Annotated in this window: 21 protein-coding genes and 9 pseudogenes; 13 read left to right on the forward strand and 17 right to left on the reverse strand. The window is 67.4% G+C overall.

Annotated elements, in window-relative coordinates:
- Positions 1-6: 6 nt before the first annotated feature.
- From ACZ55A_RS08915 to ACZ55A_RS08930, 4 genes are all read left to right on the forward strand, one after another.
- The gene (locus ACZ55A_RS08915; RefSeq protein WP_468836641.1) at positions 7-471 is read left to right on the forward strand and encodes a restriction endonuclease fold toxin-2 domain-containing protein; all 465 of its coding nucleotides are present in this window, start codon (positions 7-9) and stop codon (positions 469-471) included.
- Positions 472-476: 5 nt separating this feature from the next.
- The gene (locus ACZ55A_RS08920; RefSeq protein WP_468836326.1) at positions 477-947 is read left to right on the forward strand and encodes a hypothetical protein; all 471 of its coding nucleotides are present in this window, start codon (positions 477-479) and stop codon (positions 945-947) included.
- Positions 948-1476: 529 nt separating this feature from the next.
- On the forward strand, positions 1477-1833 hold the full coding sequence (locus tag ACZ55A_RS08925; RefSeq protein ID WP_468836329.1) for a hypothetical protein: 357 nt from the start codon (positions 1477-1479) through the stop codon (positions 1831-1833).
- Entirely contained in the window at positions 1775-3181 is a 1407-nt protein-coding gene (locus tag ACZ55A_RS08930; RefSeq protein WP_468836332.1) for a PQQ-like beta-propeller repeat protein, read from the forward strand. Before ACZ55A_RS08925 ends, ACZ55A_RS08930 begins: the two co-directional genes overlap by 59 nt.
- 105 nt (positions 3182-3286) lie before the next feature.
- On the opposite strand, the pseudogene ACZ55A_RS08935 reads toward ACZ55A_RS08930, so the two are convergent.
- From ACZ55A_RS08935 to ACZ55A_RS08965, 7 genes and pseudogenes are all read right to left on the reverse strand, one after another.
- Positions 3287-4491, reverse strand: a pseudogene (locus ACZ55A_RS08935) (IS1380 family transposase); the annotation flags it as partial.
- A gap of 212 nt (positions 4492-4703) precedes the next feature.
- Positions 4704-5159 (reverse strand): hypothetical protein, encoded by a 456-nt coding sequence (locus tag ACZ55A_RS08940; RefSeq protein ID WP_468836335.1) that lies wholly within the window; start codon positions 5157-5159, stop codon positions 4704-4706.
- Entirely contained in the window at positions 5153-5431 is a 279-nt protein-coding gene (locus tag ACZ55A_RS08945; protein WP_342593542.1) for an NUDIX hydrolase, read from the reverse strand. Before ACZ55A_RS08945 ends, ACZ55A_RS08940 begins: the two co-directional genes overlap by 7 nt.
- Positions 5432-5528: 97 nt before the next feature.
- Positions 5529-5867 carry a hypothetical protein gene (locus tag ACZ55A_RS08950; RefSeq protein WP_468836665.1) on the reverse strand — a complete coding sequence of 113 codons (339 nt, stop codon included), beginning with the start codon at positions 5865-5867 and terminating at the stop codon, positions 5529-5531.
- Between the two features lie 4 nt (positions 5868-5871).
- Positions 5872-6024 (reverse strand): annotated as a pseudogene (locus ACZ55A_RS08955) (IS5/IS1182 family transposase); the annotation flags it as partial.
- A gap of 314 nt (positions 6025-6338) precedes the next feature.
- Positions 6339-6618, reverse strand: a pseudogene (locus tag ACZ55A_RS08960) (transposase family protein); the annotation flags it as partial.
- A 307-nt stretch (positions 6619-6925) separates the two neighbouring features.
- Positions 6926-7693 carry a dienelactone hydrolase family protein gene (locus ACZ55A_RS08965; RefSeq protein WP_468836337.1) on the reverse strand — a complete coding sequence of 256 codons (768 nt, stop codon included), beginning with the start codon at positions 7691-7693 and terminating at the stop codon, positions 6926-6928.
- 339 nt (positions 7694-8032) lie between these two features.
- Between ACZ55A_RS08965 and ACZ55A_RS08970 the strand changes: the two genes are divergently transcribed.
- From ACZ55A_RS08970 to ACZ55A_RS08985, 4 genes are all read left to right on the forward strand, one after another.
- Positions 8033-8482 (forward strand): transposase, encoded by a 450-nt coding sequence (locus ACZ55A_RS08970; RefSeq protein ID WP_468836339.1) that lies wholly within the window; start codon positions 8033-8035, stop codon positions 8480-8482.
- A 127-nt stretch (positions 8483-8609) separates the two neighbouring features.
- Complete coding sequence (locus ACZ55A_RS08975; protein WP_468836646.1) at positions 8610-8972, forward strand: MarR family winged helix-turn-helix transcriptional regulator; 363 nt, start codon at positions 8610-8612, stop codon at positions 8970-8972.
- The gene (locus ACZ55A_RS08980) at positions 8969-10402 is read left to right on the forward strand and encodes an MFS transporter (RefSeq protein ID WP_468836342.1); all 1434 of its coding nucleotides are present in this window, start codon (positions 8969-8971) and stop codon (positions 10400-10402) included. The genes ACZ55A_RS08975 and ACZ55A_RS08980 overlap by 4 nt, the downstream gene beginning before the upstream one ends.
- 33 nt (positions 10403-10435) lie before the next feature.
- The gene (locus ACZ55A_RS08985; RefSeq protein ID WP_468836344.1) at positions 10436-10729 is read left to right on the forward strand and encodes a DUF1330 domain-containing protein; all 294 of its coding nucleotides are present in this window, start codon (positions 10436-10438) and stop codon (positions 10727-10729) included.
- Between the two features lie 462 nt (positions 10730-11191).
- Here ACZ55A_RS08985 and ACZ55A_RS08990 read toward each other — a convergent pair whose 3' ends face one another.
- From ACZ55A_RS08990 to ACZ55A_RS09000, 3 genes and pseudogenes are all read right to left on the reverse strand, one after another.
- Entirely contained in the window at positions 11192-12448 is a 1257-nt protein-coding gene (locus ACZ55A_RS08990) for a protein-glutamine gamma-glutamyltransferase (RefSeq protein WP_468836347.1), read from the reverse strand.
- A gap of 260 nt (positions 12449-12708) precedes the next feature.
- The gene (locus ACZ55A_RS08995; protein WP_468836349.1) at positions 12709-12924 is read right to left on the reverse strand and encodes a hypothetical protein; all 216 of its coding nucleotides are present in this window, start codon (positions 12922-12924) and stop codon (positions 12709-12711) included.
- Positions 12925-13790: 866 nt separating this feature from the next.
- Positions 13791-14120, reverse strand: a pseudogene (locus ACZ55A_RS09000) (transposase); the annotation flags it as partial.
- A 1-nt stretch (position 14121) separates the two neighbouring features.
- On the opposite strand from ACZ55A_RS09000, the pseudogene ACZ55A_RS09005 reads away from it, so the two are divergent.
- Positions 14122-14358, forward strand: a pseudogene (locus ACZ55A_RS09005) (sensor histidine kinase); the annotation flags it as partial.
- Positions 14359-14410: 52 nt separating this feature from the next.
- On the opposite strand, the gene ACZ55A_RS09010 reads toward ACZ55A_RS09005, so the two are convergent.
- Entirely contained in the window at positions 14411-14833 is a 423-nt protein-coding gene (locus ACZ55A_RS09010; protein ID WP_468836352.1) for a hypothetical protein, read from the reverse strand.
- A 276-nt stretch (positions 14834-15109) separates the two neighbouring features.
- On the opposite strand from ACZ55A_RS09010, the pseudogene ACZ55A_RS09015 reads away from it, so the two are divergent.
- From ACZ55A_RS09015 to ACZ55A_RS09025, 3 genes and pseudogenes are all read left to right on the forward strand, one after another.
- Positions 15110-15586, forward strand: a pseudogene (locus ACZ55A_RS09015) (potassium-transporting ATPase subunit B); the annotation flags it as partial.
- Between the two features lie 43 nt (positions 15587-15629).
- On the forward strand, positions 15630-16130 hold the full coding sequence (locus ACZ55A_RS09020; protein WP_468836667.1) for a hypothetical protein: 501 nt from the start codon (positions 15630-15632) through the stop codon (positions 16128-16130).
- 473 nt (positions 16131-16603) lie between these two features.
- Positions 16604-17137 carry a DUF1648 domain-containing protein gene (locus ACZ55A_RS09025; RefSeq protein ID WP_468836355.1) on the forward strand — a complete coding sequence of 178 codons (534 nt, stop codon included), beginning with the start codon at positions 16604-16606 and terminating at the stop codon, positions 17135-17137.
- 509 nt (positions 17138-17646) lie between these two features.
- On the opposite strand, the pseudogene ACZ55A_RS09030 reads toward ACZ55A_RS09025, so the two are convergent.
- The 5 genes and pseudogenes from ACZ55A_RS09030 to ACZ55A_RS09050 all read right to left on the reverse strand — a co-directional run.
- Positions 17647-17781 (reverse strand): annotated as a pseudogene (locus ACZ55A_RS09030) (IS630 family transposase); the annotation flags it as partial.
- A gap of 365 nt (positions 17782-18146) precedes the next feature.
- Positions 18147-20015 (reverse strand): virginiamycin B lyase family protein, encoded by a 1869-nt coding sequence (locus ACZ55A_RS09035; protein ID WP_468836357.1) that lies wholly within the window; start codon positions 20013-20015, stop codon positions 18147-18149.
- 539 nt (positions 20016-20554) lie between these two features.
- Positions 20555-20795: pseudogene (locus ACZ55A_RS09040) on the reverse strand (IS256 family transposase); the annotation flags it as partial.
- 208 nt (positions 20796-21003) lie between these two features.
- Positions 21004-21150: pseudogene (locus tag ACZ55A_RS09045) on the reverse strand (transposase); the annotation flags it as partial.
- A 117-nt stretch (positions 21151-21267) separates the two neighbouring features.
- The gene (locus ACZ55A_RS09050) at positions 21268-22419 is read right to left on the reverse strand and encodes a Dyp-type peroxidase (protein WP_468836360.1); all 1152 of its coding nucleotides are present in this window, start codon (positions 22417-22419) and stop codon (positions 21268-21270) included.
- 251 nt (positions 22420-22670) lie between these two features.
- Between ACZ55A_RS09050 and ACZ55A_RS09055 the strand changes: the two genes are divergently transcribed.
- Positions 22671-23882, forward strand: a complete 1212-nt coding sequence (locus tag ACZ55A_RS09055; protein ID WP_468836363.1) for a right-handed parallel beta-helix repeat-containing protein — start codon at positions 22671-22673, stop codon at positions 23880-23882.
- A gap of 7 nt (positions 23883-23889) precedes the next feature.
- Here the strand turns inward: ACZ55A_RS09055 and ACZ55A_RS09060 are convergent, their stop codons facing one another.
- On the reverse strand, positions 23890-24585 hold the full coding sequence (locus tag ACZ55A_RS09060; RefSeq protein WP_468836365.1) for a hypothetical protein: 696 nt from the start codon (positions 24583-24585) through the stop codon (positions 23890-23892).
- Between the last annotated feature and the right edge of the window lie 26 nt (positions 24586-24611).

The following is a 24611-nucleotide window of genomic DNA, read 5'->3' on the forward strand; positions in this document are numbered from 1 at the left end:
CCGCCTCTGACGCCCACCGAGCGACAGAGCTTCAACCGATGGGCACACAGCCTTCGCGACGGGGGCTTCTCCGGCGGCACGAAAGCCGAAAGGGACTACCAACTCCGCACCGCGGGCTACCCCGAGAAGGAGGTCCCGATCGATCCGCGCAAGTCAGCCCTCGGCACACTGATGGTGGACAGCCTGCATGACACCGACGGCATGGCGGTGGAGGCGAAGTTCGTCAAGAGGCCGGGATGCACGTACCGGAACCTAGATGACCTGGAGAACAGCGACAGCTTCCAGGAGAAGGTGCTCCACAAGAAGGACGAGAAAGAGCTGTACAAGTACAAAGCGGCGATCGAGTACCCGGCCCACGCGGGCCGGTTACGCGGGGTGGAGGTTGCCACCAATGACCCCCATGCCGTGCCCTACTGGGATGCCCTGCTCGTCGCCCACGGGGTCAACGGCTACAGCAGGCACGTGCCCTGACCCAGATGGCGATCGAAGAGGATGGGAACGCCGGCAACTTCCGAACCATGTTCATCTTCAGCCCACCCGAAGGCGCTCCCCAGGGATGGGGCCTCACCTTCCCCTCCTTCGCCGACGCCTTGCGAACGAAGGAGCCCGAGGCGGTCGTGGAGGCATGGAGCGGGCATTACACAGGAGAGACGCTCTCCTTCCAGTTCCGCACATCCAGCGGCGAGATCAACGAAGGGATGATGGGAGTCGAACCGAACGGCGTAGCCCTCGAGGACTGCACCCCCGCCGAAGCGGCCGACTTCGCCAGCTGGCTCCAGCAAGCCATCGTGCCGGCCGATAGCGAGCTGATGGTGAACATCCGCGAAGGCGTGGAGTGGGAGCTGCCACTGATGAAACTTCGCAGCGGGACGCTGGCCGAGCTGGACCAGTGCCTGGTCGAACACGTTGACCAGGTCCTCCGGCATGAGGAGGAGCAGCTCGGTTAGCCAGCAGTACCTCCCACCACCTGCCGGTCCAGCCGCTACAAGGCTCTCCCAAAGCCACACCGGCAGCACCAAGACCTGGGACAGCGCCCGCGCCATCGTCCGCTCCGCCGGCATCCCCCCGTCCGTGCCCACCACCATCGGGCTGCGCCCCCGCAGGTGTCGACGACGGTCCCAGAGCGACCACAGCCATGGCGTCGGCGTCCTGACTTCTGGAGCCGCCGACCACGGGCACACTCCCTCGACCAGGTAGTGCGCCAGCGGATGGAGCGCATCTCGGGCCACGCTCGGCCCCGCCGCTCTCGAAACCGTCTTCCTGTCCCCCGGCGCACTCAACACGAATCCAGACTCTGGGCATACGGTGCATCCGCCTGGCTTCGTTCATCTCTAAAGGTTGTCCCGTAACTGATGTGGCGGTTGGTGCATTGACCGCGCGTGGCCGTCCATTTATCCCCGCATCCCTACACGGAACCAGCAAGATCTTTTCCCGTTAGACGCAGACACATCGGCTCCGCTAGCTCATCATGTCCTCATGACCACGTATCGGCGGTGGATCCTATGGGGCGGTGTCGCTTTCGGCCTCGCCTTGGTCGGCCTCGGCTCCTACTTCGCCTACATCGGCCTGGAGCAGGCGGACAAGCTGGCAAGCATTCTGGGGTTCTTTGTGGGGTCGCTGGGTCTAGCGATCTCCATCCTGGTTGCTCTGGTTCCCCGGAACAACAACGCCACGAATAACACTCCTGCCTCAGGAGGAACCGCGCCCAGTCCGACTCTCGACGGTCCGAGAACGGATTCAGAACCAGAAAATAGCCTGAGTAATATTCAGTTCCATGGACCCGCCGCGCTCATCAACGGAGATCACGGCAGGCAGCATAACCGTTTTGGATAAGTCGCGGATGCGGGATAAGGCAGGGGCCAGAAAACACTCGAACTCCGTGCATGATACGGAGATCAGAGGAAGCGCCCAGATCATTGTCGGCGACCACGGAAAGATGGTCAATATTTTCAGTCCTGGGCTCATTGGGCTTGCTATCACGGTGCTCGTTGCAGTGGCAGTCGCCGTGGTGTTTCTAGCAGAGCCGTGGAAGCCCAGAAAAACTGATCAGGACGACCAGAAGGTAGCACGGCGACCCGTCTCTCCAGTTGAACAGGGCGGCCGATTTTATCTCTCCGATGATGCGGGCTACCTAAGCGCGTTGGATCTCCGCACTGGCAAGGAGCTTTGGAGCTTTCACCAGAAGGGAACGACGGAAATTTCGCATGCCCAAGACGGCGTATCGCGCGTCTACGCCGGGACCGCAGGGCGGAGCACGAACGGATTACATGCACTGGATGCATCGAACGGGGACCCGATATGGAGCAAGACGAACGATGCGTGCGCCGGAAATCCCGTCGGGACCGCGGAGTCAACGCTAGTTGTCGAAGCGTATGGGTACGTATGCGGTCTAAACAAGGACACTGGGGAAGAAGAATGGCGAACAAAGGGCTTCGCTTGCACATTTGATCACTCAGGGACTGTCTATCTAAATACCGGAGTCGAAACAGCCGCCCTGAACGCCGTTACCGGTGCCACGATCTGGCGAGCCTCCGGAGGGGAGGGCTCGCTGATCTTTATCGAAGGGAAGCTTTACGTCAAGACCGACTCGACCTTTCAGGCACTTGATGCTCAGACAGGAAAGCGTCGATGGAATCTGCGCACGCAAGGCCTCAAGTTCAAGGACGCATCCACCTCAACGTCCACCCTGTTCTTTATGAGCGAAGCCGGAGTACATGCCATTGATGCGGATACCGGCAACCTCTCATGGCTTTACGCCGACCCAGAAGCCAAGGACCTGAAATACGGCGATGGTTCCGTATATCTCCTGACCAGTGACGAGCTCGTGGCCATTTCTGAGAAAACGCGTGCAAAGAGGTGGGCGCGGGTAGTCTTCAGTGGAGAATCTCTCGCCGTCCATCGCGGTAAGTTTATCAACCTACTGTACGTCCTGGGAGGTCGAGTTTCTGCCATTCGTACCAAGAACGGTAACCTGGCTTGGGACTCTCCTGTGTTGAGTACTGACCTAACCCCGGCCCTGGCAGACGGCGCCGCAGCGATGGCGCAAGATCATAACGACGTAACGACACTCGATCCGTGGAACGGCGCAACTCGTTGGACTTACACCTCCCGCGGCCAAGTCGTGTCAATTTCGTACAGTGGTCCGCCAACAGCAATGGATGCAATCGATCGCATTCGTTAGAAGTAGCCCTTGAGCCCACTGCCTGCGCTCAATTTCCGTCCTTAGCCTCGAACTTTCTTGACGGTCTGCCGACGGAGTCGGCGGACCGTTTCGCTTTCGGTGGCTGCCGGGCTTCGGTAGGAGAGCGAGCCGTGCGAGAGCTGCGGTGATTTCGCCGGTCCACGGCCAGTGACGGACGATGCGGAGGATGCGACGCCGTCCGGTCGTGACGAGCTGAGCGGCTGCAGAGAAGAGGCGGAGCCGAAGCCGGCGGGGCTCCCAGAGCCGGGCCTTGCCGGTGAGGGCGAGCATGGGCATCCAGGCCAGCAGGTCGAGCGCGAGCTGGATGATCTCCAGCCAGACCTTGTTCTGCGCGGTGTCGTGCAGGGGCAGGTTGCGCATTCCCGTTGCGCGGGCGGCCCGGATCCGGTCCTCGGTCCGGGCCCGCAGCCGGTGACGGAGCTCAAGTGCGGCGATGGGACGACCGGCAGTGTTGGTGGCGAAACGGGTGATCCGCATGCCGTCCGCATCCGTGATCCTCAACTGGGCGCCGGGATGGGGCCGTTCCGTGCGGACGATCAGCCGCATCCCTCTCGGCCAGCCCTCGATCAGATCGCCGGTGAGTTCGGCGACCCAGGCCCCGTCGCGGAGCTCGCCGCCGGTCTCGATGGCCGGGGTCCAGGCCGACTCGGGGATCTTCAGCACGTGCTGGTGGATGGCCTGGGTGATCACCATGCCAACGGAGTAGGACAGCCAGCGCCCGCGCTGGGCGAGCCAGGAAACGAACTCGTGGGTGCCGCCCGCGGAGTCGCAGCGGATGAGGGTCTGCCGTCCGCGCCGGTACTTCTTGGGCAGTTGGGCGAGGGCGAGGCGAGCGGTGGTGATGTGGTCGGCGGCGGTGTTCGAGCCCGCGTTCCCAGGCCGAAGGAGAGCGGGGACGGGTTCGCCGGTCCCGCCCGGCCCGTGGTCGACGAAGGCCATCAGCGGGTGGCGGCCGTAGGTCTTCTTCCAGGTTGGGGCGGCATCCTGCTTGTCGGAGTGGGAGACGACCAAGACTCCGTCCAGGTCCACGATCACCTGCCCACCGGTGTCCGGTGCCTGGCTGCCGGCCAACGACCAGGCGCGGGCCCGGACTTCGTGCCGGGCGGTGCGGATGGCGTTCTGTGGGTCGTGGACGGCCCGCGGTTTCCGCCAGGGGGCGAGTGCTGCGGATATGGCCTGCCGGTCCTGCGGACCGTTTCGGCCAGCAGCACTGAACCGGCCTGCGAGACCACGGCCCGGCCGTCGTCCCGGACAAGGACATGGGGATAGGACCCGATAGGCTGCTTCACCTGGAAAGTGCCTCCGACAGGGGCGGGAACAAGGACCTCAGCAATCCTCATTCTCGCTGGTCAGAGGCGCTTTCTGCTTGCCTGATCACTTGCCGGACAGCCCGCTTCATGAAGGCGTGAGGTTAATTCCTCCGCAGAAAACACGAGAGCCCCCGTCCTCCTGGTCGCGGAGGCGGGGGCGCTGCGTGTGCTGAGGCTCAGGTCTGGCAGCGTCAGGTCTGGCACTGGGAGGTCGCGGCGCTGCTCCAGTTGGACCAGGCGCCCCCTGCGGGCCTGACATGGACGCGGATCTCGACCTTGACGTTGACCGGGCCGCAGACGCGATCCGTGGAGCCGATGGCGAGGGGGCCGACCGTGGACCGTCGCTGGACTACGGTACGCCCGTTGCCGATCTTCACCCAGTGACCGCCCGAGACGACGCGGAAGTACGCCTCGTACTCGACCCAGGAGGCGTGCGGGCGCGTATTCGTCAGGACCGTGTGCGCGGTGATGTTGCGCATGAAGACGTGGCCGTCCTTCCACCGCTCCGCGCTGATACAGCCGTTACCGGAGATGCCCTGGGTCGAGACGGACCCGCCGCAGGCGATGGCGGCGGCGTGGGCGTCGGCGGGGAGGGCAAGTGCGGCAACGGCAGCAGCGGCCACGACAGTTCCCGTACGTTTCAGCATTCCGGTACTCCTTTGGGTTGGGTGCGGTCGGCGAGCAGCAGGGCGAGGGGACCGCCGGGGAGGTGTAACCGGCCGTCCTGCGCGGCCTGGATCGCCTCGTTCATCGGCCACCAGGACAGCTTGAAGTCCTCTTCGGTGTCGTTGAGTTCCTGTGGTCCGAGCGTGAGGTGTTCGGCGAGGAACAACGACAGGCGGGCGTTGCTTCCGAGGGTGCTCGCGTAGGTGCCGAGATGCTGCCACCGGGTGGCCTCGGCCCCGGCCTCTTCCTTCAGCTCTCGCCGCGCACAGTCCTCGGGAGTCTCCCCGGATCGCGCCGGCCACCGGGAAGGAAAATCTCCCCGTGTTCGGCGCTGCGGGAGGACAGGACGGCTACCCGGCCGTCTTTGGTGCGGGCGACGACCACGGAGGCGTCCTGAAGTTGGGGCATGGGCTCGTTTCCGTGAGGTAGGCGGTGATGATGTCGGCGAGTTCGGCGGGGGTGTTGTCGTCCGTGTCGATGATGACGCCTGTGGGGTCAGCGGCGGCGATTTTGTCGAAATTGGTGCGGAGTCGTGTCAGCCGGCCGGGGACGTTGACCATGTCGTCGTCCTGGTTGTAGTCCTGTTTTCCGGCCATACGGTCGCGCAGGGTGGCGTCCGTGCACCGCAGGTAGAACGTGTGGTCGGGCTGGACGAGGTACGGGCGGAACGGTTCGACCAGCTCCTTCACCTGCTGTGTCGTGCCTGCGCAGGTACACCAGGCCGACCAGCGCACGCTGGTGCGGTGGGAGCTTGCAGCGGCGGTCACCCTCGCGGGTGACGATGAGCATGGTGACCCACTCGACCAGGGCGTGGGGCAGGTTGAGTGCGGCAAAATACGGAACCAACGGGGCTCCTGTGCCTGTGGGTTGAGACTTCGAACACCTCCCCCAACGGCACGGGAGCCTCGTGCGTTGCGCCCACCGCCAGCGTCACCCGATCAGTGGCCACTCTGAAACAGCTCAGTGCTTCACCTGGAAAGTGCTCTTTTCCTTGCAACCAACAGGACCCTCAGCAAGTCCTATCGTTGCAGGTCAAGGGCACTTTCCGTGTTTATGATCAACCTCTGGACAGCCCACCTCATGAAAGCGCGAGGTTAGGGCCGTCCCGTCGATGATCTTTAGCGCGGGTGAGTGCGATCGGCCAACTGTCGGCCCGCTCTCTATCCGGCGAGGGCGAGGTTTTGCAGACGGCGATGCCACGCATGGAGTGGTGGACGCCGTCACGCTCGAAACGGCAGTCGCGCAGTATCTTCCAGCCCTTCATGCGCGCGAAGACGTGCTCAACGCGGGCGCGGACTTGCTTGTGAGACTTGTTGTGCTCCTCTTTCCACGCGGGCAACTCCTCGCCCCTGCGGCGGCGGTGCGGCATCACCAGGCCGTTCCGGGATAGCCGCCGTCGGCGACCGCCGTCGTGGCGCCGACGGCGGCCTTGGCACCGGATCGAGTGAAGCCCACCGATTCCAGGTGGGTCAACAACGCGTGCACCGCAGGCGTCCACTCGCCGACCGGCCTGCGGATCGTCCCGCCGATCCGCCGCACCGTGGTCACGCTGCCCTTGTCAGTGGCGCCGTCCTCGATCATCGGGTCAGCGCGGCGGCCGGATTGGTCCGCCGCAGGTCGCGGTGATCACGGTAGGGGCTCTGCCGCAGTAAATCCGGTATTTACTGCGGTAGTTGTGAATACGTCTCCGCGATCGAGTAACCGCCCGAATGCGTTTCTGCTGTGCGGACTTGAGGGGAGTGGACTGTCAGTGCCCGGGGCCAGCATGCTTACCTGGGTCATGCCCCAGATCCTCCGTCACGGGCAGGCACTCGGCGAGCAGGTCGACGACGTCGCGCCAGGCTCGCTGTGCGTGCCGTGGGTGGTAGCCGACGCCGGGGACCACGGTGTGGTCGACCGGTGGGTGGTGGAAGGCGTGCAAGGCGCCGCCGTAGACCGTGAGGCGCCAGTCGACGCCCGCGGCCTGCATCTCGGCGGTGAACGCGTTCCGTTGCGCGGGCGGCATGATCGGGTCTTCCGACCCGACCCCGGCCCACACCGGGCAGCGAATGCGCGCCGCCTCGCCCGGTCGGCCCGTGGTAGTTGCGTTGACTGTCCCGATCGCGCGCAGGTTGACGCCATCGCGCCCGAGTTCCAGCGCTATGGCGCCCCCGGTGCCGTAGCCGACGGCGGCGATCCGGTCGGGGTCGGTCCGCGGTTCGGTGCGCAACACATCGAGCGCCGCATGGCCGATGCCTCGCATCCGCTCGGGATCAGCGAGCAGCGGCAGGCAACGGGCCAGCATCTCCTCGGGGTCGCCCAAATAGCGCCCGCCATGAAGGTCGAAGGCCAGCGCTATATATCCCAGTTCGGCGAGAGCATCGGCCCGGCGGCGCTCGACGTCGCTGAGCCCCATGCCCTCTGGTCCGAGCAGCACCGCGGGCCGGCGGTCGACACCGGCCGGGAGCGCGAGGTGCCCGATCATCGTCAAGCCGTCGGCCGGATACTCGACCGTACGCGTCGTAATCGTCGTCATGAGACTGGACTGTAGTGATCGTCGAGCCCGGTCCGGCCGGTGTTCTGCCGCTGGCAGAACAGCGCGGGTATCCCTCTGAAATACGGCGAGGGCCCACAAGAACCGTCACAAACCCCGCCCCCACGGCAGCGCTGTCGGGTCGTACGCCTCGGGCTGGATGCCGAGTTCGTGGGTGCTGTACTCGCCGAACCGGTTGATGTGTTCGGTCAGGTACGGCGAGATGTGCGCCAGGTCTTCCGGGTCGGACTCTGTCGGGAATCTTGAGGACGGACAGTCAACGATCGTGACGTTGCGTCAGGCTTGTGGGAGCGTTCTACCCATGTCCCCCAGGAGCCTGACATGTCCCTCCAGCCCCGTCCCGGAGCCGAGATCCCGGCGCTGACCGTGCGGGTCGCCCGGGCCAGCAACCCCCACGGCACCGCTGCGATGTGGATCCGCGACCGCCTCGACGGCCTGTTCAGCGACGAGGACTTCACCGCCTGGTACCCGCGCGACGGCCGCCCCGGGCTCTCGCCCGCGCAGCTGGCCACCGTCTGCGTGCTGCAGTACGCGCCGAACCTGTCGGACCGCCAGGCCGCCGAGGCGGTGCGCTGCCGCATCGACTTCAAGTACGCCCTCGGCCTGGAGCTGGAAGACCCCGGCTTCCACCACAGCGCGCTGTCCGACTTCCGCGACCGGCTCGCCGAGGGCGACCGCGCCGACCGGCTGCTGGGCCTGGCACTGACCCGGATCCGGCGGGCCGGCCTGCTCAAGGGGCGCGCCGCCCGCGCCAGTCGACCATTTCCATAAACTATGAATATAAAAATGCTATGCTTCGAGCATGAGTCGTCAAGACACCGCTCCTGGCGCGTCCGCCGCCATCGGGGCAGCCCTCTACGGCCTGGCCACCAGGGCCGCGAGACGCCTGCCCCGGGACATGAGCCTGACGTCCGCCGCCACCCTGGCCACCCTGGACCGGACCGGCCCGCGGCGCATCACCGATCTGGCCGCGGTCGAGGGCATCACCCAGCCCGCGATGACCGCCCTGGTCCGGGTGATGGAGGAGTCCGGCCTGGTCGAGCGGCGGGGCGACGCGTCCGACAAGCGGGTCACGCTGGTGTGCCTGACCGAGGCCGGCGCCTCCTATGTCCGGACGCGGCGCCAGGCGGGCGTCCACGCGTTCGAGCGGTTGATCGGCGAGCTCACCGGCGACGAGGTCGAGGCACTGGTGGCGGCCCTTCCGGCGCTGAAGCATCTGGCAGAGATCGAAAGCCAGGACCGCGAAGGGCCGAAGCAGTGACCGGGCAGCCGGTCGGCGGGGTCGCGGTGAAGGCGTTCCCGGTGGCGCGTTCCGAGGCGCGGCTGCTGGTCCCCGCCCTGATGTTCATCGCTCTGGTCGTGGCGGCGGTCGCCAGCCTCGGGACGCCGCTCATCACCAGCGTGGCGACCTCGTTCCACGTCTCGCTCGGCAGCGCGCAGTGGACGCTGACCGTCGCGCTGCTCAGCGGCGCCGTCGCCACGCCGGTCCTGGGCCGGCTCGGAGCCGGCCGGCACCGGCGGGCCACGATCCTCGCCACGCTGGCGGTCGTCGTCGCCGGCAGCGCACTCACCTTGCTGCCGCTGCCGTTCGCGTGGCTGCTGGCCGGCAGGGCGGCCCAGGGCGTCGGGCTCGGGCTGACGGCGCTGATGATGGGCGTGGCCCGGGACCACCTCCCCGAGGAGCGCAGCGCGGGCGTGATCGCCCTGATCTCGGTGGTCTCGATCATCGGGGCCGGCGTCGGCTACCCGCTGGCCGCACTGCTCGGCGAGCTCGGCGGGGTACGGGCCGCCTACGGCCTCGGCCTGGTCGTCACCGCCGCCGCCCTCCTGACCGCGTGGCGCTCCATGCCCGAAGCCCCCGAAGGCCGCTCCGCCCACGTGGACGTGGCAGGCGCGGTCGTCCTGGCCGCTGCGCTGCTCCTGGTGCTGTTCCTCGCCGGCGAACGGAATCTGTGGAGCCGGCACCTCGCCGTGGCGGCGGGCCTCGCCGTCGTCGCGGTGGTGCTGCTCTGCGTCTGGGCCGTCATCGAGCTGCGCAGCACGACGCCCCTGGTCGATGTGCGGGCGGTGCGGCACCCGGCGGTCGCCGGGGCGAACCTCGCCATGTTCGTCGGCGGGATCGGCATGTACCTCCTGCTCACGCTCATCACCCGGTACGCGCAGACGCCGCACGGCGCCGGCTACGGCTTCGGGCTGACGACCTTCGTCGCCGGGCTGGTCCTCATCCCGTTCTCGGTGCTGGGGTTCGTCGCCGGCAAGCTCACGCCGCGGGTCCGGACGCGGATCGCCGACCCCCTGCTCCTGGCCGGCAGCGCCGTCGTGGTCGGCGGCGGGTTCGCCCTGTTCGCGGCGGCCCGGTCGGACCTGGCCGAACTGTTCGCGGCGATGGGCGTGCTCGGCTTCGGCGTCGGCGGCTTCTCGGCCGCGATGCCCGGCGTCATCCTGGCCGTCACCCCCAAGAGCGAGACGTCGAGCGCCATGAGCTTCAACTACGTCGTCCGCAGCGTCGGGTACTCCCTGGGCAGCGCCATCGGCGGCCTGATCCTCGCCGCGGGCACCGGCCCCGGCCACCTTTTCCCCGACGACAGCGCCTACACCACCGCGGCGCTGGTCGGCATCGGCGCCATGGCGATCACGACGCTGACAAGCCTCGCTCTCGCCCGCCGACGCTCGTCCGAGACCAACCCGTAAGTCAGATGCACTCATCCCAACACTGGAGGTTCCATGCCCAAGGGCTACTGGGTCAGCGTCTACCGCACCATTTCAGACCCTGAGAAACTGGCTGCTTACAACAAGCTGGCCGCTCCGGCCGTCAAGGCCGGGGGCGGTCGGACCTTGGTCCGTGGCGGTCGGGTCGTGGCGCATGACGCCGGAATCGCCGAGCGCACCGTCCTGGTCGAGTTCGACAGCTTCGAGCAGGCCGTCGCGGCGCACGAGAGTGCGGCCTACCAGGAGGCGCTGGTCGCACTCTCCGACGGCGTCGAGCGCAACTTCCGCATCGTCGAAGGCATCGACTGACCGAGGTCCAGTCGGATCTTCACTGAAGCAGCAGGATTCTGGGGTATACCGGCCCGCTCCCGTGAAGACGAGGTCGAGTCGTTCAACCGGTTCTCCCAGTGCGGCCGGCCTCAGCGTAAGGAAGGAAGACGGCGTCAGGAAAACAACGCCGTCGCGACGGGAGAAGGGCCTCCCCCATGCACCACGCGCACGCCGGCCCCTCCGCGACTGTCCCCCCGGGACCCCAAGGACGCGCCCCCGTCGGCACATCGACACCGGCGCCGCTTGTGCTTCCTGAACCAGGATGCCGGCACGCCGTGATCGCCCTGCTCGCCGAGAAGAGCCACGTGCGCACCGTACGCCGCTTCGTCCTGGCTCACCTGAACCGCTGGGTGTGACCGAAGAAGACCGGGACCGCATCGACGCCGGCGTGTGGCGGGCTGGGGAGAGAGGGCCGGGTGACCCGGCCCTCCTACCCGGCTGTTACGACCAGCCCTGCTTCACCTCGGCGGGGGCGGTGTTCCAGTTCTTGGGTATGAACGTGATGACGTAGGTTCCGCGGTCGAAATCCGCGTACCCGGCAGACCAGTTCCGGAACTTGCTCTCGTATACGTTCATGGGGCCCAGGCCGCCGTTGGGCGCGTGATAGTGGTTGGCGTGGGTCCATATGGTTTTGTCGGCATCCGCTTCCGTCTGAGCCCCAAACCAGCCGTAGTCGAAATTGACCCAACTTTCGCCAGGTTGAGCGGGACTGCGCGGAATGTTCCTGTCCTTCGACATGTCGACCAGGCCTGTGCCCGGGTCGGGGCGGAAGGCATCCGGGTCGCCGTACTTCCTCTTGTCAGAGGAGCCCCGCTGGTCCTGCCCGCTCCAGAAGTGTTTCGAGTAGACCACCGCCTTCATCTTGGATGGGTCGTAGTTGCCTCCATCCCTTTCCTTGAAGGACGGCGTATTCCTCAGCGCCGAGTAAAAGTTCGAGCGACTGTCCTCGTAGCGCAGAGCGTCATTTTTGTTCGCGAGCTCTGTCTTGAGGTTGTCGATGTAAGTCCCCTCGTCGTGCGCATTATCCAGGGCCTTGTTCATGACGGACGCCACATCACGTGCCCGCTTGAAACCCTTCCCCTCGTCGAAACTGTCCTTGACGATGCGCCCCTCAAACTCGGCTTGCGTCTCGTTGGGGCGTGGTCTGCCGTTTTCCAGGTTACTCTTGTACTTGTTCTCGTCGAAGAACGCGAACGCCAATTTGTTCGTCGGGTAGGGGCCCGAATTGACCCAGGTGATGCCGACGCAGCCGTAGGACAGCTTTTCTCGCTGCTCTTCGGTCATTTGCTGTGGGTTGCCGTCGCGGTGACTGTAGACCTGCTGCCACTTGCGTATGTAGTTGTTGACGACCGTAGTGGCCCTGCCTCCGTAGGCCCGGTACGCGTCAGGCATCCGGTTGAGCGGCTCGGCGGGAGGGGTCACCCTCTCGTCGGCAGCGTCGGGGGCCCGGAAGAGCGCACTGGCGCTCGGCGGCAATTCCGCCAGAGAATTGCCAGGTTGACCCGCAGTCAGGGCTCTTTTGTTCAGTGCGTTGATGTTCTTGACGTCCTCCGCCGTCAGGCCGTGCGTTTCGGCGTAGGACCCCTCCCTTTCTCCGTCGCCGCCGCTGGCGGCATGGCTGACCGACGGCATGACTCCAGCGGTACATATCGCCGCACTCACAGTGGCGAAGGCGAGTAAACTCCGACGCTTGTACATGAAAATCAGTAACTCCCTTGTTGTGGAATCTCGTGAAACGGGGCATGCGAGCGAACGACGCAATGAGAGGTTGCGGTAAGCAGCCGCTCCGTGACCCCAGCCGCGCTGCCCTGGGTCGCTGCGCCGGCGACAGGAAGGAACGCCACCACGAGGCGGAAGGAGATGCGGCAAAGGCGGGAGACGGCGGTGGCGGCGCGGCCGTCGCCGGTCATGACCTGGTGACCGGCGGGCCGCCCGGGTCGGGCGGCACCGGCGCCTCGCTACATCAGCGTCGCCGCCGAGGCGACGACGCGGGCCCGGTCCGGGGGGCCGAGGTCGCCGTAGCGGACCTCGACGCGCGGATGGGAGTGCATGAAGTCGGTGTCGCCCCGGCGGACCTGGCCGGGATGACCGACAGCGGCGGTCGCCGGGGCGACGGGGGTCGGGGCGGCCGCCTGGGCTCCCTGGGCGAGGGGCAGGGCGGGGGCGCCGGTCACGGCGACAGCAGGGAGAGCACGCAAAGCGATGGGGCGTATCACGTATCGGCTCCTGGATGAGTGATCAGGTGGATACGAGCAGTGATCATGCCCCGGCGCCAACTCCCCGGCAACGTCGCGGTCTTACAATCGGCCAATCTGTCACGTAGGACGTATCTGGCCATATATCCGAGCCGGCCTGTGGGGGTGCGATGCGGCAGCGTTCCCCTGCTCCTGGCGTGTGGTTCGCGGCGAGGCCGGTACCGATGTTGTCGAGAATCCCACGGTGCAGTTGAAGCCGTCGTCGACCGGGACGAAGAGTCCCATTCAGCGGGGTGAACCGGCTACGGGAGCTCCGTCAACATGCTCGGGGCCGCAGTCGAACGGGCCATCGCCCACCTGAAGGACTGGAAGATCTTCGCCACCCGTCGGCACGCAACGCTCGGTTTCTTAGAGGGCATCTGATCAACTTTCAGACTGTGACGCCTGTTTCACCCGATTCGATTCGCCAGCTTGGTGTGGATTCTGAGGCCAGAGAACGACTCATTGTGTGAGCCAAAGCCCAGTGGATCATTGTGCGGGATTGCTGGGGCAGAGCTTCGTAGTCGCGTGCCGGACACCGGTTCTGCATCAGCCAGCCGAACGTGCGCTCGCTCGGGTCACCTCCGCCCTGGTGCCCGGGAATGCGCGGGGGTGGCTTCGTCCAGCGCATCCAGCCGGGCAGGAGGCCACCCCCGCGACCAGGCCGCCTGTGTCGAAACCGGACGCGGAGCGCAGCGCCTTGGTGCTGTCTGGTCAGCGTGCGGGGCAAGGCCGGCGAGGGTGCATGCGGCCACTGGCTCGGGGGATCTCGCAATCGCTCGTCCCTGTGCGAACGTTCAGCTGGCTCAAGCCACTTCGCGGGGCCCGATGCCAGACCGAACCAGGTTGAACACTTCTCGGGCAGCGTAGCGGCGTTTGAGACAGCGGATGATCTCGCGACGAGTCTTACCCTCCGCGATGCGCCGCTCGTAGTAGTTGCGGGTACGTGCATCGAACCGGAGCCGTGACTGCACGATCCGATACAGGGCGGCATTGGCTCTACGGTCGCCACCGCGGTTGAGCCGGTGGTGACGCTGACGGCCGGAGGAGCGCTCGACGGGGCTGCCCCCGCAAAGCGCCGCGAACGACGCCTCGCTGGACAGGCGTTCTGGGTTGTCCCCCATCGTGATCAGCAAGGTCCCCGACGACGCCAAGGACCGCATCTTCGCGCCCTTCCAGCGCTACGGTGACGCCCCGCGCGGCGCGGGTGTCGGCCTCGGCCTGGCGGTCGCCCGCGGCTTCGCGGAGGCCATCGGAGGCACCCTCGACGCCGAGGACACCCCCGGCGGCGGCATGACCATTGTCCTTACGGTCCCGACCGCCGCCGGTCACCTGCCGGCCAGTCCCGACCTTCCGGCTGCGGTCACTTCGTGACGGCGGCCGGGCGCCTCTGACCGCACGCTCCCGGCCCCGCCCCGCGGCGCTGTCATCTGCCCGCGGGCACCTTGGGGCGGGCCGGAGCCGAGGGGACACGCACCGGCCGAATGCCACGCCAGGCGAAGAAGGCGACGAGGAACAGGGCTTCCGCGACAACGGACAGAATGCCGTATGGGGGATCCCAGCCCTCTTCCTGGTAGCCGGGCAGTCCGACCGTGCGCGAGAGGGCGAAACCGAGGATCATGCCACCGCTGACCAGTGCGCCGACCCACCATGCCGTTAGTACGGAATGCCCTAGCGCCAAGCCGGCGACAGCGAGGAGAAGCCCCAAGCTGCCGACGATGAACAGGATTCCTATGTAGGGCATTTCCTCAAGGTGCTCGGGTGCGATGACGAGGTGGACAACAGCACTGAGGAGGGCGCTGCAAGCGGCAACTCCTGCCGACCATGCGGCAACGGAACGAGAATGCATCAGACCTCCTGACCAGGAACCGCCGGTGGCGTACCTATACAGCGCATGTTCCTGCGGTGCCCCGAAGGTGAGCGCCCGACGGGACCGTGAGCCCGGGCCCCGCCCGGGCGTGCCCCCGGGCTCGTACGGTCAGTTTCAACCTGTATACGAGCCAGGCCGCTCAATGGTTCATGATCGGCCCTGGGGCGGCGCCGCTCCTACCCGTGGGTCCGGCCGATGCGGCTGCCCACCGGTCATCAGGAAGTCCAGGCCGCGGCGGGTGGACGCCACGACCACGAATCCGGCGGGGACCGCTCCGGCGTCACCGGCGGCACCACCGTGCTGTCCGACCGCCTCGTCGTACGCGTCACCTCGCGCCCCGGACAGTCCTTCCTGGACCGGATGATCGCGCTGGTCGAGGGTGCGACGCGGCAGCGGACCCCCAACGAGATCGCGCTGCACATCCTGCTCGCCGCGCTCACCATCGTCTTCATCCTCGTCGTGGTGGCTCTGCAGCCGATGGCCTCCTACGCCGGCGCGGTCCCGTCGACGACGGTGCTCGTCGCCCTCCTCGTCACCCTGATCCCGACGACGATCGGCGCGCTGCTCTCCGCGATCGGCACCGCGGGTATGGACCGCCTCGTCCAGCGCAACGTCCTGGCCATGTCGGGCCGCGCGGTCGAGACGGCCGGCGACATCAACACCCTGCTGCTCGACAAGACCGGCACCATCGCCCTCGGAAACCGCGAAGCCGTCGCCTTCATCCCGCTCCCGGACGCCGACGCCGGTGGACCCGCCCCTCCCGGATTCCCGTCCGTTGCGCGCGGTCGGACCGTACGCGCTGTGGCAACCGGCCGTGCACGGACCGGGGATGTACGGCTTCGGCCTCGGCTTCCTCGCCGTATGCCTGATCGTCGAGGGGGTCGACTACGACGGTGGCCCGCTGTTGAGCATGTGCTTCGTCACCGCCGTGGGAGTACCGGTGGCGGGACTCCTGCTCATCCGGCGTCGGCGCACAGCCTCCGGGCAGGAGGGCCCACACTTCTCGATCGAGGGCCCGGCTCAGGGAATCATCAGCCTTCTCAGGCGCCCCGATGCTCCAGGCACATCAATGCAGCCGGAGCCCGTCCTGACAGCCTCGCTGCGTCTCGCCTCGTCGAACGGACCCCGCGATCTGTTCCTCGACCAGTGCCTCGACCCCGTTCCGCTCGCCAGCATCCTCCAAGGTGTTCAAGGCCGGCTCTACTGGACACCCAGGGCGGAAGACCGGCCCGAATGGTCCACCCCTGCCTTGCTCGTACTGGATGACGGCCGCTAGTACGGGCCGCGACACCCCTCGGGCCGCCTCCGGAAGCCCCGAGGGGTGAACCGGCCAGTGGCCCCCACCCGACCCTCCCGGTAGGCCCCTACGTCCTTTGGCAGCCCCAAGTCCACAAACCCGGCGTTATCTGCTGCGGTGCCGCCTTCCTGGTCGTGGTGCTGTTGGTGTCAGGTCTCGGACAGGACAGCGGCGTGCTTCGCGCCGCATGCCTCCTGATCGTCGCTGCCGGGCCAAGGTGGGGATGCTGATGATCCGGTGTCGGCATATGTGCTACTTGCGGCAGTTGATGCGCCAGTCATGACACAGACGTCGCCACACGTACCGCCGGCTCCCTGGCGTCAGCCTTGTCGCGGCAGGGATCGACTACGGAAAACAGCAGGGCGCTGAACGTCTGCCCGGCCGCCACGCTCCGGCCGGCCGCCTCCGTAAAACGGTACCCGCCCTTGCGCGTTCGTCGGAGAATCAGCCGCATGGTCTTGTCATCTCCCGTACGTCTCTGGCTCCTCCCCAACGCCGCTCTTCTGACCGCACTCTCCGTCTGGGGCATCGTCCGCTATCCGCATCTGCCGAGCCGGATACCCCAACACATCGGCAGCGACGGGGTGGACGCCTGGACGAACCGGTCTATCGGTAGCGCGTTCGTCCTCGTATTCGTGCACATCGGCGTAACTGTTCTGCTGACCGCCTGCGCGGAGCAGACACTGCGGGTAACTCCCAGCGCCGAACTCCCGGATAGCGTTGCGCCCTTCGGCAACGGGCTCGTGAGGGCGTCGCTCAACCGGCCTCGCACACGCGCCTCCGCCCTCTGGACCGCCCGGGCGTTGTTGGCACTCAACGCCTGCGTGGGCATGTCGCTCCTGATCGGCTGCGCAGTCTTGTGGCGTTCGGCGCCGGAGCGAGAGGTCTCCGGCTGGCTGTTCTCCGCGATGATCGCGCCGATCCTCGCCGGGACTGCTCTGACGGTGGCATCCGCCGTTCGCGACCGACGAGCGCCTGCACACTGAGCTTCAAATAGTTTCCGACCTGACCATCCGATGCGAACGTTCACTGCCCCCTCACCTCAGGTCAGGTCTTGATAAACAGTCGTGGTCGAACCGGCAGAGCCGCCCCGGCCGGCGCTTCACTGTCTCGCGGTGGTGGCACGTTGCGCTCAACGGACGCAGACGAGACTCGACGGGATCGGCGCCCCCGAACGATCAGCGAACGGCGGTGCCCCGTGGCAAATGGGGCTGAGCGACCACCTCGACGGCGACCACAGGGCCCTCGCCTGCCTCCCCGTCGACGTACGCACCGCTGGTACCAAGCGCCGCGTCTCATGAGCCGACAAGCCCCCATCGTGATCAGCAAAGTGACGGCCGTGTCCGGGCCGATGCCCACCACAGTGAGCAGCTGCGGGGCGTGGCGTTCCGCGAGCCGGGCCAGGCGGCGTTCCAGCTCCTGGATCTGCTCGGTGAGCTGCCCGATTCGGTGGGCCAGCAGGCAGAGGGTGTTGCGGGTGGCCTGCAGCACCGCCTCTTCGTCGCCCTCCTCGTTCCAGCAGCATCATCGCCCGGCGATAGCGCACCGAGCTGGTGCCCCGGCCCACGATCTGCTGCAGCCTCTGCCCTTCCTGATCGGTGAGTCTGCGCACCCGCACAGGCTCGGCCACCACATCCCCCAGGGGGCGAAACGGATGTCACCGCCCATCCAATCGCCCACCCGGCGAACCATGTGGTCACAGTGGCCGTTCGGCAGCCGAGGTGTGCCGTCGTTGCCGTCATCACCGTCGCTGTCGCACCCTCCAATCGCGGCTCGCGAGCGCGGAGTCGGGTTGTTCTGCCGCCCTTCCTGCGCCGTGGTCTGCTGGATCACCGTGCCGATGCTGGAGCCGCCCTCACGGCCGGAGCCCCGCCTCTGGAGTCCACACGTGTCGCCGAACCCCTCGACTGGTCGGCCAGCTCGTCGAGTTGGGCCACGGTGTGTTCCTCCCGTCGCAGCAGACCAGGTGACGTGGGGTTTTCGGAGCCAGTGAGATCAGCCCGGGAGGGGGTTGAACAGCAGGATGCCGTGGGCGGTGGCGGCGGTGTAGCAGGCAGTGCCGGGGAAGGTGGCGGTGTAGAAGGGGGTGGCGATGGCGAAGACGGGGACGATGGCGTTGTGGATGGTGGCGGTGCCGTTGGCGTCGGTGACGGCGGTGCCGAGGTTGACCGGGCCGAAGAGCGTGATGGCGGTGAAGGTCACCGGCTGACCGGCCACCGGCATCCCCGAGGTGGTCGTCAGGGTGGCGCTGAGGGTGGGGATGTAGAACTCGGGCAGCGGGGTCAGCCGGAGCCGAATCGTGCCTGGCTGCGCGGTCAGCGTTGTGGGGGTGGGGTTCACGGCGACGGGGGTGCTGGTGGTGGAGCCGATGAAGCAGCTGTCACCGCTGTAGGCGGCGGTGAGGGTGCCGGTGGTCAGGGCGGTGGTGGTGAAGCAGGCCTGCCCCGATGCGTTGACGGGGACCATCTGGGTTTGGCCGTTGGGGAGGGTGAAGGTGACCGTGCCGGTCGGCACTGTGGTGGTGGCCGTGGTCGGGGTGATGGTGGCGCATACCATCACGTTCTGCCCGCAGGTGGAGGGGTTCGGCGTCACCGACAGCGTCGTCGTTGTGGGGTTGGGGCTCACGGTGACGGGGGTGGGGTTGCCGTTCACGGTCGCGGTGAACGTACCGGCGGTGTAGGTGTGGGTGGTCTGCCCACTCCCGGTGGCGTCCAGGGGGACGGTGACCGTGGGGCTGCTGTCCCCGAAGTTCACCACCGCTGTCCCGTTCGGAGTCCCCCCGGAAATGCTGAACGTCACCGGTTGCCCGCACACCGGCGCCGCAGGCGAGGTCGTCACCGTCAACGGCGAAATCTCCGTCACGTTGGCCGAATTGGCGTTGGTGACGTAGACGTTGCTGTTCTGCGCCGCCGCCACCGAGAACGGGAACGCGCCGACGGGGACGGTGGCCAGGACCGTGTTCGTGGCGCTGCTGATCACCGTCACATTGTTGGAACTGCTGTTGCCGACGTAGACGTTGCCGGTCGGCGCCACCGCCACCCCGAACGGGCCCCCGCCGGTGGGGACGGTGGCCAGGACCGTGTTCGTGGGGCTGTCGATCACCGTCACGTTGTTCGAAACGGTGTTGGTGACGTAGACGTTGCCGTTGGGCGCCACCGCGATCACCCCCGGGACCGTGCCGGCGGGGACGGTGGCCAGGACGGTGTTCGTGGCGCTGTCGATCACCGTCACGTTGTTCGAGGTCTGGTTGGCGATGTAGACGTTGCCGTTCTGCGCCACCGCCGCCGCGCCCGGGAACCCACCGGTGGGGAGGGTGGTCAGGACGGTGTTGGTGGCGCTGCTGATCACCGTCACGGTGTTCGCGTTCCGGTTGGCGACGTAGACGTTGCCGTTCGCCGCCACCGCCACCGCGTCGGGGACCGCGCCGACGGGGACGGTGGCCAGGACCGTGTTCGTGGCGCTGCTGATCACCGTCACGTTGTTCGAAGTGCTGTTGGCGACGTAGACGTTGCCGTTCGGCGCCACCGCCAGTGCGAACGGGCCCCCGCCGACGGGGACGGTGGCCAGGACGGTGTTGGTGGCGCTGCTGATCACCGTCACGTTGTTCGAGCTCTGGTTGGTGACGTAGACGTTGCCGTTCGCCGCCACCGCAATCATGGCCGGGTTTGAGCCGGCGGGGACGGTGGCCAGGACGGTGTTCGTGGTGCTGCTGATCACCGTGACGTTGTTGGAGTTGGCGTTGCCGACGTAGACGTTGCCGTTCGGCGCCACGGCCACCGCCAGCGGGGTCGTGCCCGCCGGGATCGTCACCGTGGAGAACGCCGCACTGAACGGCGCGGCCACAAGCCCCCGTACGGCGGCCACCTCAGATCCACCGGCCGGTACAACCGGCCGAACCCCGCCGGCTACCGCCGGAGCTCCCAACCAACCTGTAGTCAGCTCCATGACAAACCTCTCTCAGCTGAGAGGGCCGCCCGAGAACTCCCATCCGGGGCCCGCGTCGCACGGCGCCGGCATACGCGCGTCGGACCACCGCTTGCACACCGGGACAGAGAGAGGACACACCGACACGTACCACGCACCGGCGCACCGCAGGGGTTGCCCATCTCTCCCCGGAGAGATGGGCAACCCACCGGATAACGGTCACCACCATTAACCCGAAATGGCCAATGAAACACCACTGTATTGACCCGACTGTCACCCGGACGGACCAACACGCAGCCCCACCCGGGCACGTCGTTGGAGAGGACGAACTGGCGCGCAATGTGGCCCGGAACGTGGAGCTGAGCAGGGGGACGAGGCGAGAGATGGAGCCGCCGGCCGTGAGGGAGGACGAACCTGACAGGCGGCCGACTCGACGGCCACGTCACCGTCGAAGCCTTCTCGCCGCAGCACGCCGCCACCTAGCCGGGTCGCTCGACCGGTCTGCCGCTGACGCACACCGCTCCGGCGCTGACGAAGGCGACGAGGTGGGGCGCGTTGACCGCCCGCCCACCACCGCTGTTGGGCGGACTCGACGAGCTTGAAGACCATGGCCAGGGCGGCGGTGTCACGGGTCCGCAGCCGGGCGGTGGTGAAGGTCGACTCGATCGGATTCGTGGTCCGCAAGGTGATCCAGTGCTCGGCCGGGAAGTCGAAGACCGCCGCCCAGCGGGAAGGTGCGCCTCCTTCCGGCAGGAGTGATCCACAGGCGTCGACGTTCGCTCCGCTGGTACCAAGCGCCGCGTCCCGGGGGCCGACAAGACCCTGACCACGGCTCCCGCCGAGGCAGGAGCCATGGAGCGGGCCGCCGGCGCCCGGCTCCGCCCGCTCCGCGTAACCGGCCGAGCGTCCCGCCGATCGATTAGCCCACCAGGCGGGTCTGCACGATCCGGTGGCGGGCGGCGCTGGCCTGCCGGTCGCCGCCGCGGTTGAGGCGACGGTTCTGCCGACTGCCCGAGGAGCGTTCTACGGGGCTGACCCCGCACAGCGCGGCGAAGGACGCCTCACTGTGCAGACGTCTGGTTGATCGCCTGGGTGCCGGCCTTGACCGGCGACCCTTTGGTGAGTGCTGACTGCCATGCCGCACCGCCGACCCGCCTCTGGGCTGACGGCCACGGCGCCGTCGTCGACCTGCTCAGTGGAACATCTTGGCGCCGAGCGGGTGCCGCCGGTCGAAGCCGGGGAGGATGAGGAAGGTTGCGCTGGCGGTGGTGGTGGTGAATCGCAGCAGTGCGTCGGAATCATCCATATGGGCAAGGGTGTTGGTGAACGTGCGGATGTCGTTCTGGAAGCTGATGAAGAGCAGGCCGGGGGTGGGCGCGTCGGTGCTGTAGGAGCGGCGGAGCATGAGACCAACGCCGACCACGTTGGGGTTGGCCCGGCGGACGTGGGCGTCGGCCGGGACGAGGTAGCGCCCGTCCGGTGTTTTGGCTCCGAGGTTCGGGTCCCATGCTGCGGTCCCGCCGGAGAGGGGCACGCCGGTGGCTCTGCGCCGGCCGAAGACCGCCTCCTGGTCGGCGACGGAGAGCGCGGTGAACCGCGGCAGGTCGAGTTCCATGCGACGCACTACGACGATCGTGCCGCCGACGACGGGAGCCGGCCCGGTCAGCCACAGGTGGCGTTGGTGTTCGGCCGTCGTGTGCGGGCCCACGATGCCGTCGATGAAACCGAGCAGGTTTCGTGGCACGGAGATGCCTTTGTCCACGGGGATGTTCGGGCCGCGACGTCCGGACTGACGCCAGCGTTCACGTATCCGGTGACCGGCCTGCTCCAGAAGCGCGGCGGCGACGGTCGGTAACAGCAAGGGGTCGCTGGCGCAGATCTGTATCAACAGGTCCCCGCCGCGGGCCTGCGGGGCGATCTTCTCGCGGGAGAACCGGGGGAGGTCCGCCGCGCCGGGCAGGGCGGGGTCGGCCATGCGCACCAGCCGTGGGCCCACCCCGATCGTCACGGTGAGATCGCCCGGCGGCAGGCCCAGCAGTCGTGGATCGGTTCCAGTGGTGAGCGTGTGAACGGCCTGGCCGAGTTCGGCAAGCAGCGGACCGACGGCCACGGCGTCGCCGAGGTCGGCCACCACCGCCAGGAGGTTTGGCTGGGCCGGTTGCGGGAGCGTGATGCCTGCCTGATGGCGACCGGTCGGCGACACCCGTGTGGGTGACGCGGGGGAAGAACGCCGGCTTGGCTGAGGTCCAGGCGATTCGCACCCAGCGGTGAGCCCGGTGGTGGCCATGGCCCCGGTGGCACCGATGAACGCGCGGCGTGAAGGATGGGAGTCGGCTCGGCTCACGGCGTGCAGAATGCCATATCCGTTCTGGCGGAGGGCGAGTTCTTCGAATGCCATATCCGTTCTGGGGAAGGCGAGTTGGTCGGCCTTCGTGCAGCATGGCTTCCTGCCAGGATGACGCCATGCCTCGTCTCCGTCTTCGCGTGATGGTCGCGTTACTGAGCACACTGACATGCGTACTGGCGGGCTGCGGGCCCGGCGACGACGGGTCGAACCACGGCCGGCGACCACCCGGCGCGCACGTGACGATCAGAGTGCCGGCTGACGCCCCGACGGTCTCGGATGCGATATCTCTCGCTCGCCCCGGCGATCTGGTGTTGGTCGCGCCGGGCAGGTACCACGAGTCGGTGAAGGTCTCCACGCCTCGGATCACTCTTCGTGGTGAGTCCCGGGACAAGGTCGTCATCGACGGGCGGTTGCAGCAACCGAACGGCATCGTCGTCACCGCGCCCGGGGTGGCCGTGGAGAACCTGACCGTGAAGAACAACACGCAGAACGGGGTCCTGGTGACCGGTTCGGCGAAAGCGGTCGCCGGGCTACCGGGGCGTTCCGGGGGCTACGACACCGGCGATGAGCCTGTCACCTTCCTGAAGTCGTTCCTGGTCTCCCATGTGACCGCGACCCGCAATGGTCTGTACGGCATCTACGCGTTCTCCGCGCAGAACGGTGTCATCGAGCACTCGTACGCGTCAGGCGGGGCCGACTCGGGGATCTACGTCGGACAGTGCAAGCCCTGTCGCATCGTGGTGCGGGACAACATCGCCGAACTCAACGCGATCGGTTACGAAGGCACCAACGCCAGCGAAGACATGTACGTGGTCGGCAACCGCCTGGTCGGCAACCGGGTCGGCCTGACCACCGACTCCGACCACCAGGAGAAGCTGCTCCCGCAGCGGGGCGCCCTCATCGCCGGCAATCTGATCGCTGCCAACCAGCAGAGGGCCACCCCGGAGCAGGCCGACGGCGGGTGGGGCACCGGCATCGGGATCGACGGCGGCAGTGAAAACGAATTCCTCCGCAACCGCATCGCCGACAACAGCAACGCCGGGCTGGTGATCACCGCAACCGCCGACATGCCTCCGGTCGGCAACCAGATCGTGGACAACACGTTCACCCACAACGGCATCGACGTCGGCTGGACGTTCCCCACCGCCACACGGGGACGGGGCAACTGCCTGCGAGGCAACGAGCTGCGCACCACAGTGCCCGCCCGGCTCGCGACAACCGAGTCCTGTCCGCTGCGGGCCAAGTCGCCCTCGCCGGCAGGTAAGTGGGCGATGCCGACGGCGCCGGGCGGCATCCCTTTCACCGAGGTCGCAGCGCCGGGTCCACAGCCGCAGTTCCCCCACGCCGCCACTACGGGCGCCACCGCTGTCCCGGCCGTTCCGGCTCTGCCAAGGACGGCAGGCATCCCACTGCCGTCAGCGTCCCTGCTCGCCGCGAACGCGCGGGTGCAAACGTCCTGAACAGCGGCTACCGGGCCGGGGTGGCTCCGGGTACCGGTTTGACCGGAACGTACTTCTGGGTGTCGAAATCGATGACCACCGGCTGCGACTCGGAAGCCACGCTGACGCGGACCCGGTGCATGGTGCCGTCCGATCCGACCCAGTAGCGCACGTTGCCCGCCGTACCGGAGCGGTCAGGGGAGGACGGCCCGGTCATGACATCCACCTGATGCCCGTCCACCTGGTCGCGTCCCCACCAGGCGGCGCCGTTCTGCGGCAGCAGTTGGGCGTTGTCCGGCCGGTCGCTGCCGAGCCTGAGCGCGATGGTCAGCGAACTGTCCAGCGCGCTACCGGACGACAGCAGCGGACGGCTGTACCAGGCCGAGCGGGGCGGCGACGCGGGTGCGTGCGCCGGGGCGTTCGCCATCGGGTGGACGAACACCGAGGTGGCCGTCCACTCGATCAGACCGTCGCTGGATGTGTCGCGCCCGGTGCCGTGCACCACGCCGTAGCCGCGCTTGCCCTGGTAGTCGACGGACCCGGTGACGATCAGCCCGCCGGCGGTGCCCGGCACAGTGATCGTCACCGCGCGGCCGTGCGCCTGGTAGTTACGGAACCGCGTGATCGCCAGCCGGTTCGCCTCATCCGACGTCAGTGTGCGCGGACCGGTGGGACCGGAGCCGCCGTCGGCGACCAGGAATGCGGCCACCGCGACGGCCGCCACGCCGATGACGGCTACCGCCCGGCGTG

The sequence above is a fragment of the Streptomyces sp. NPDC034111 genome, assembly GCF_055575375.1.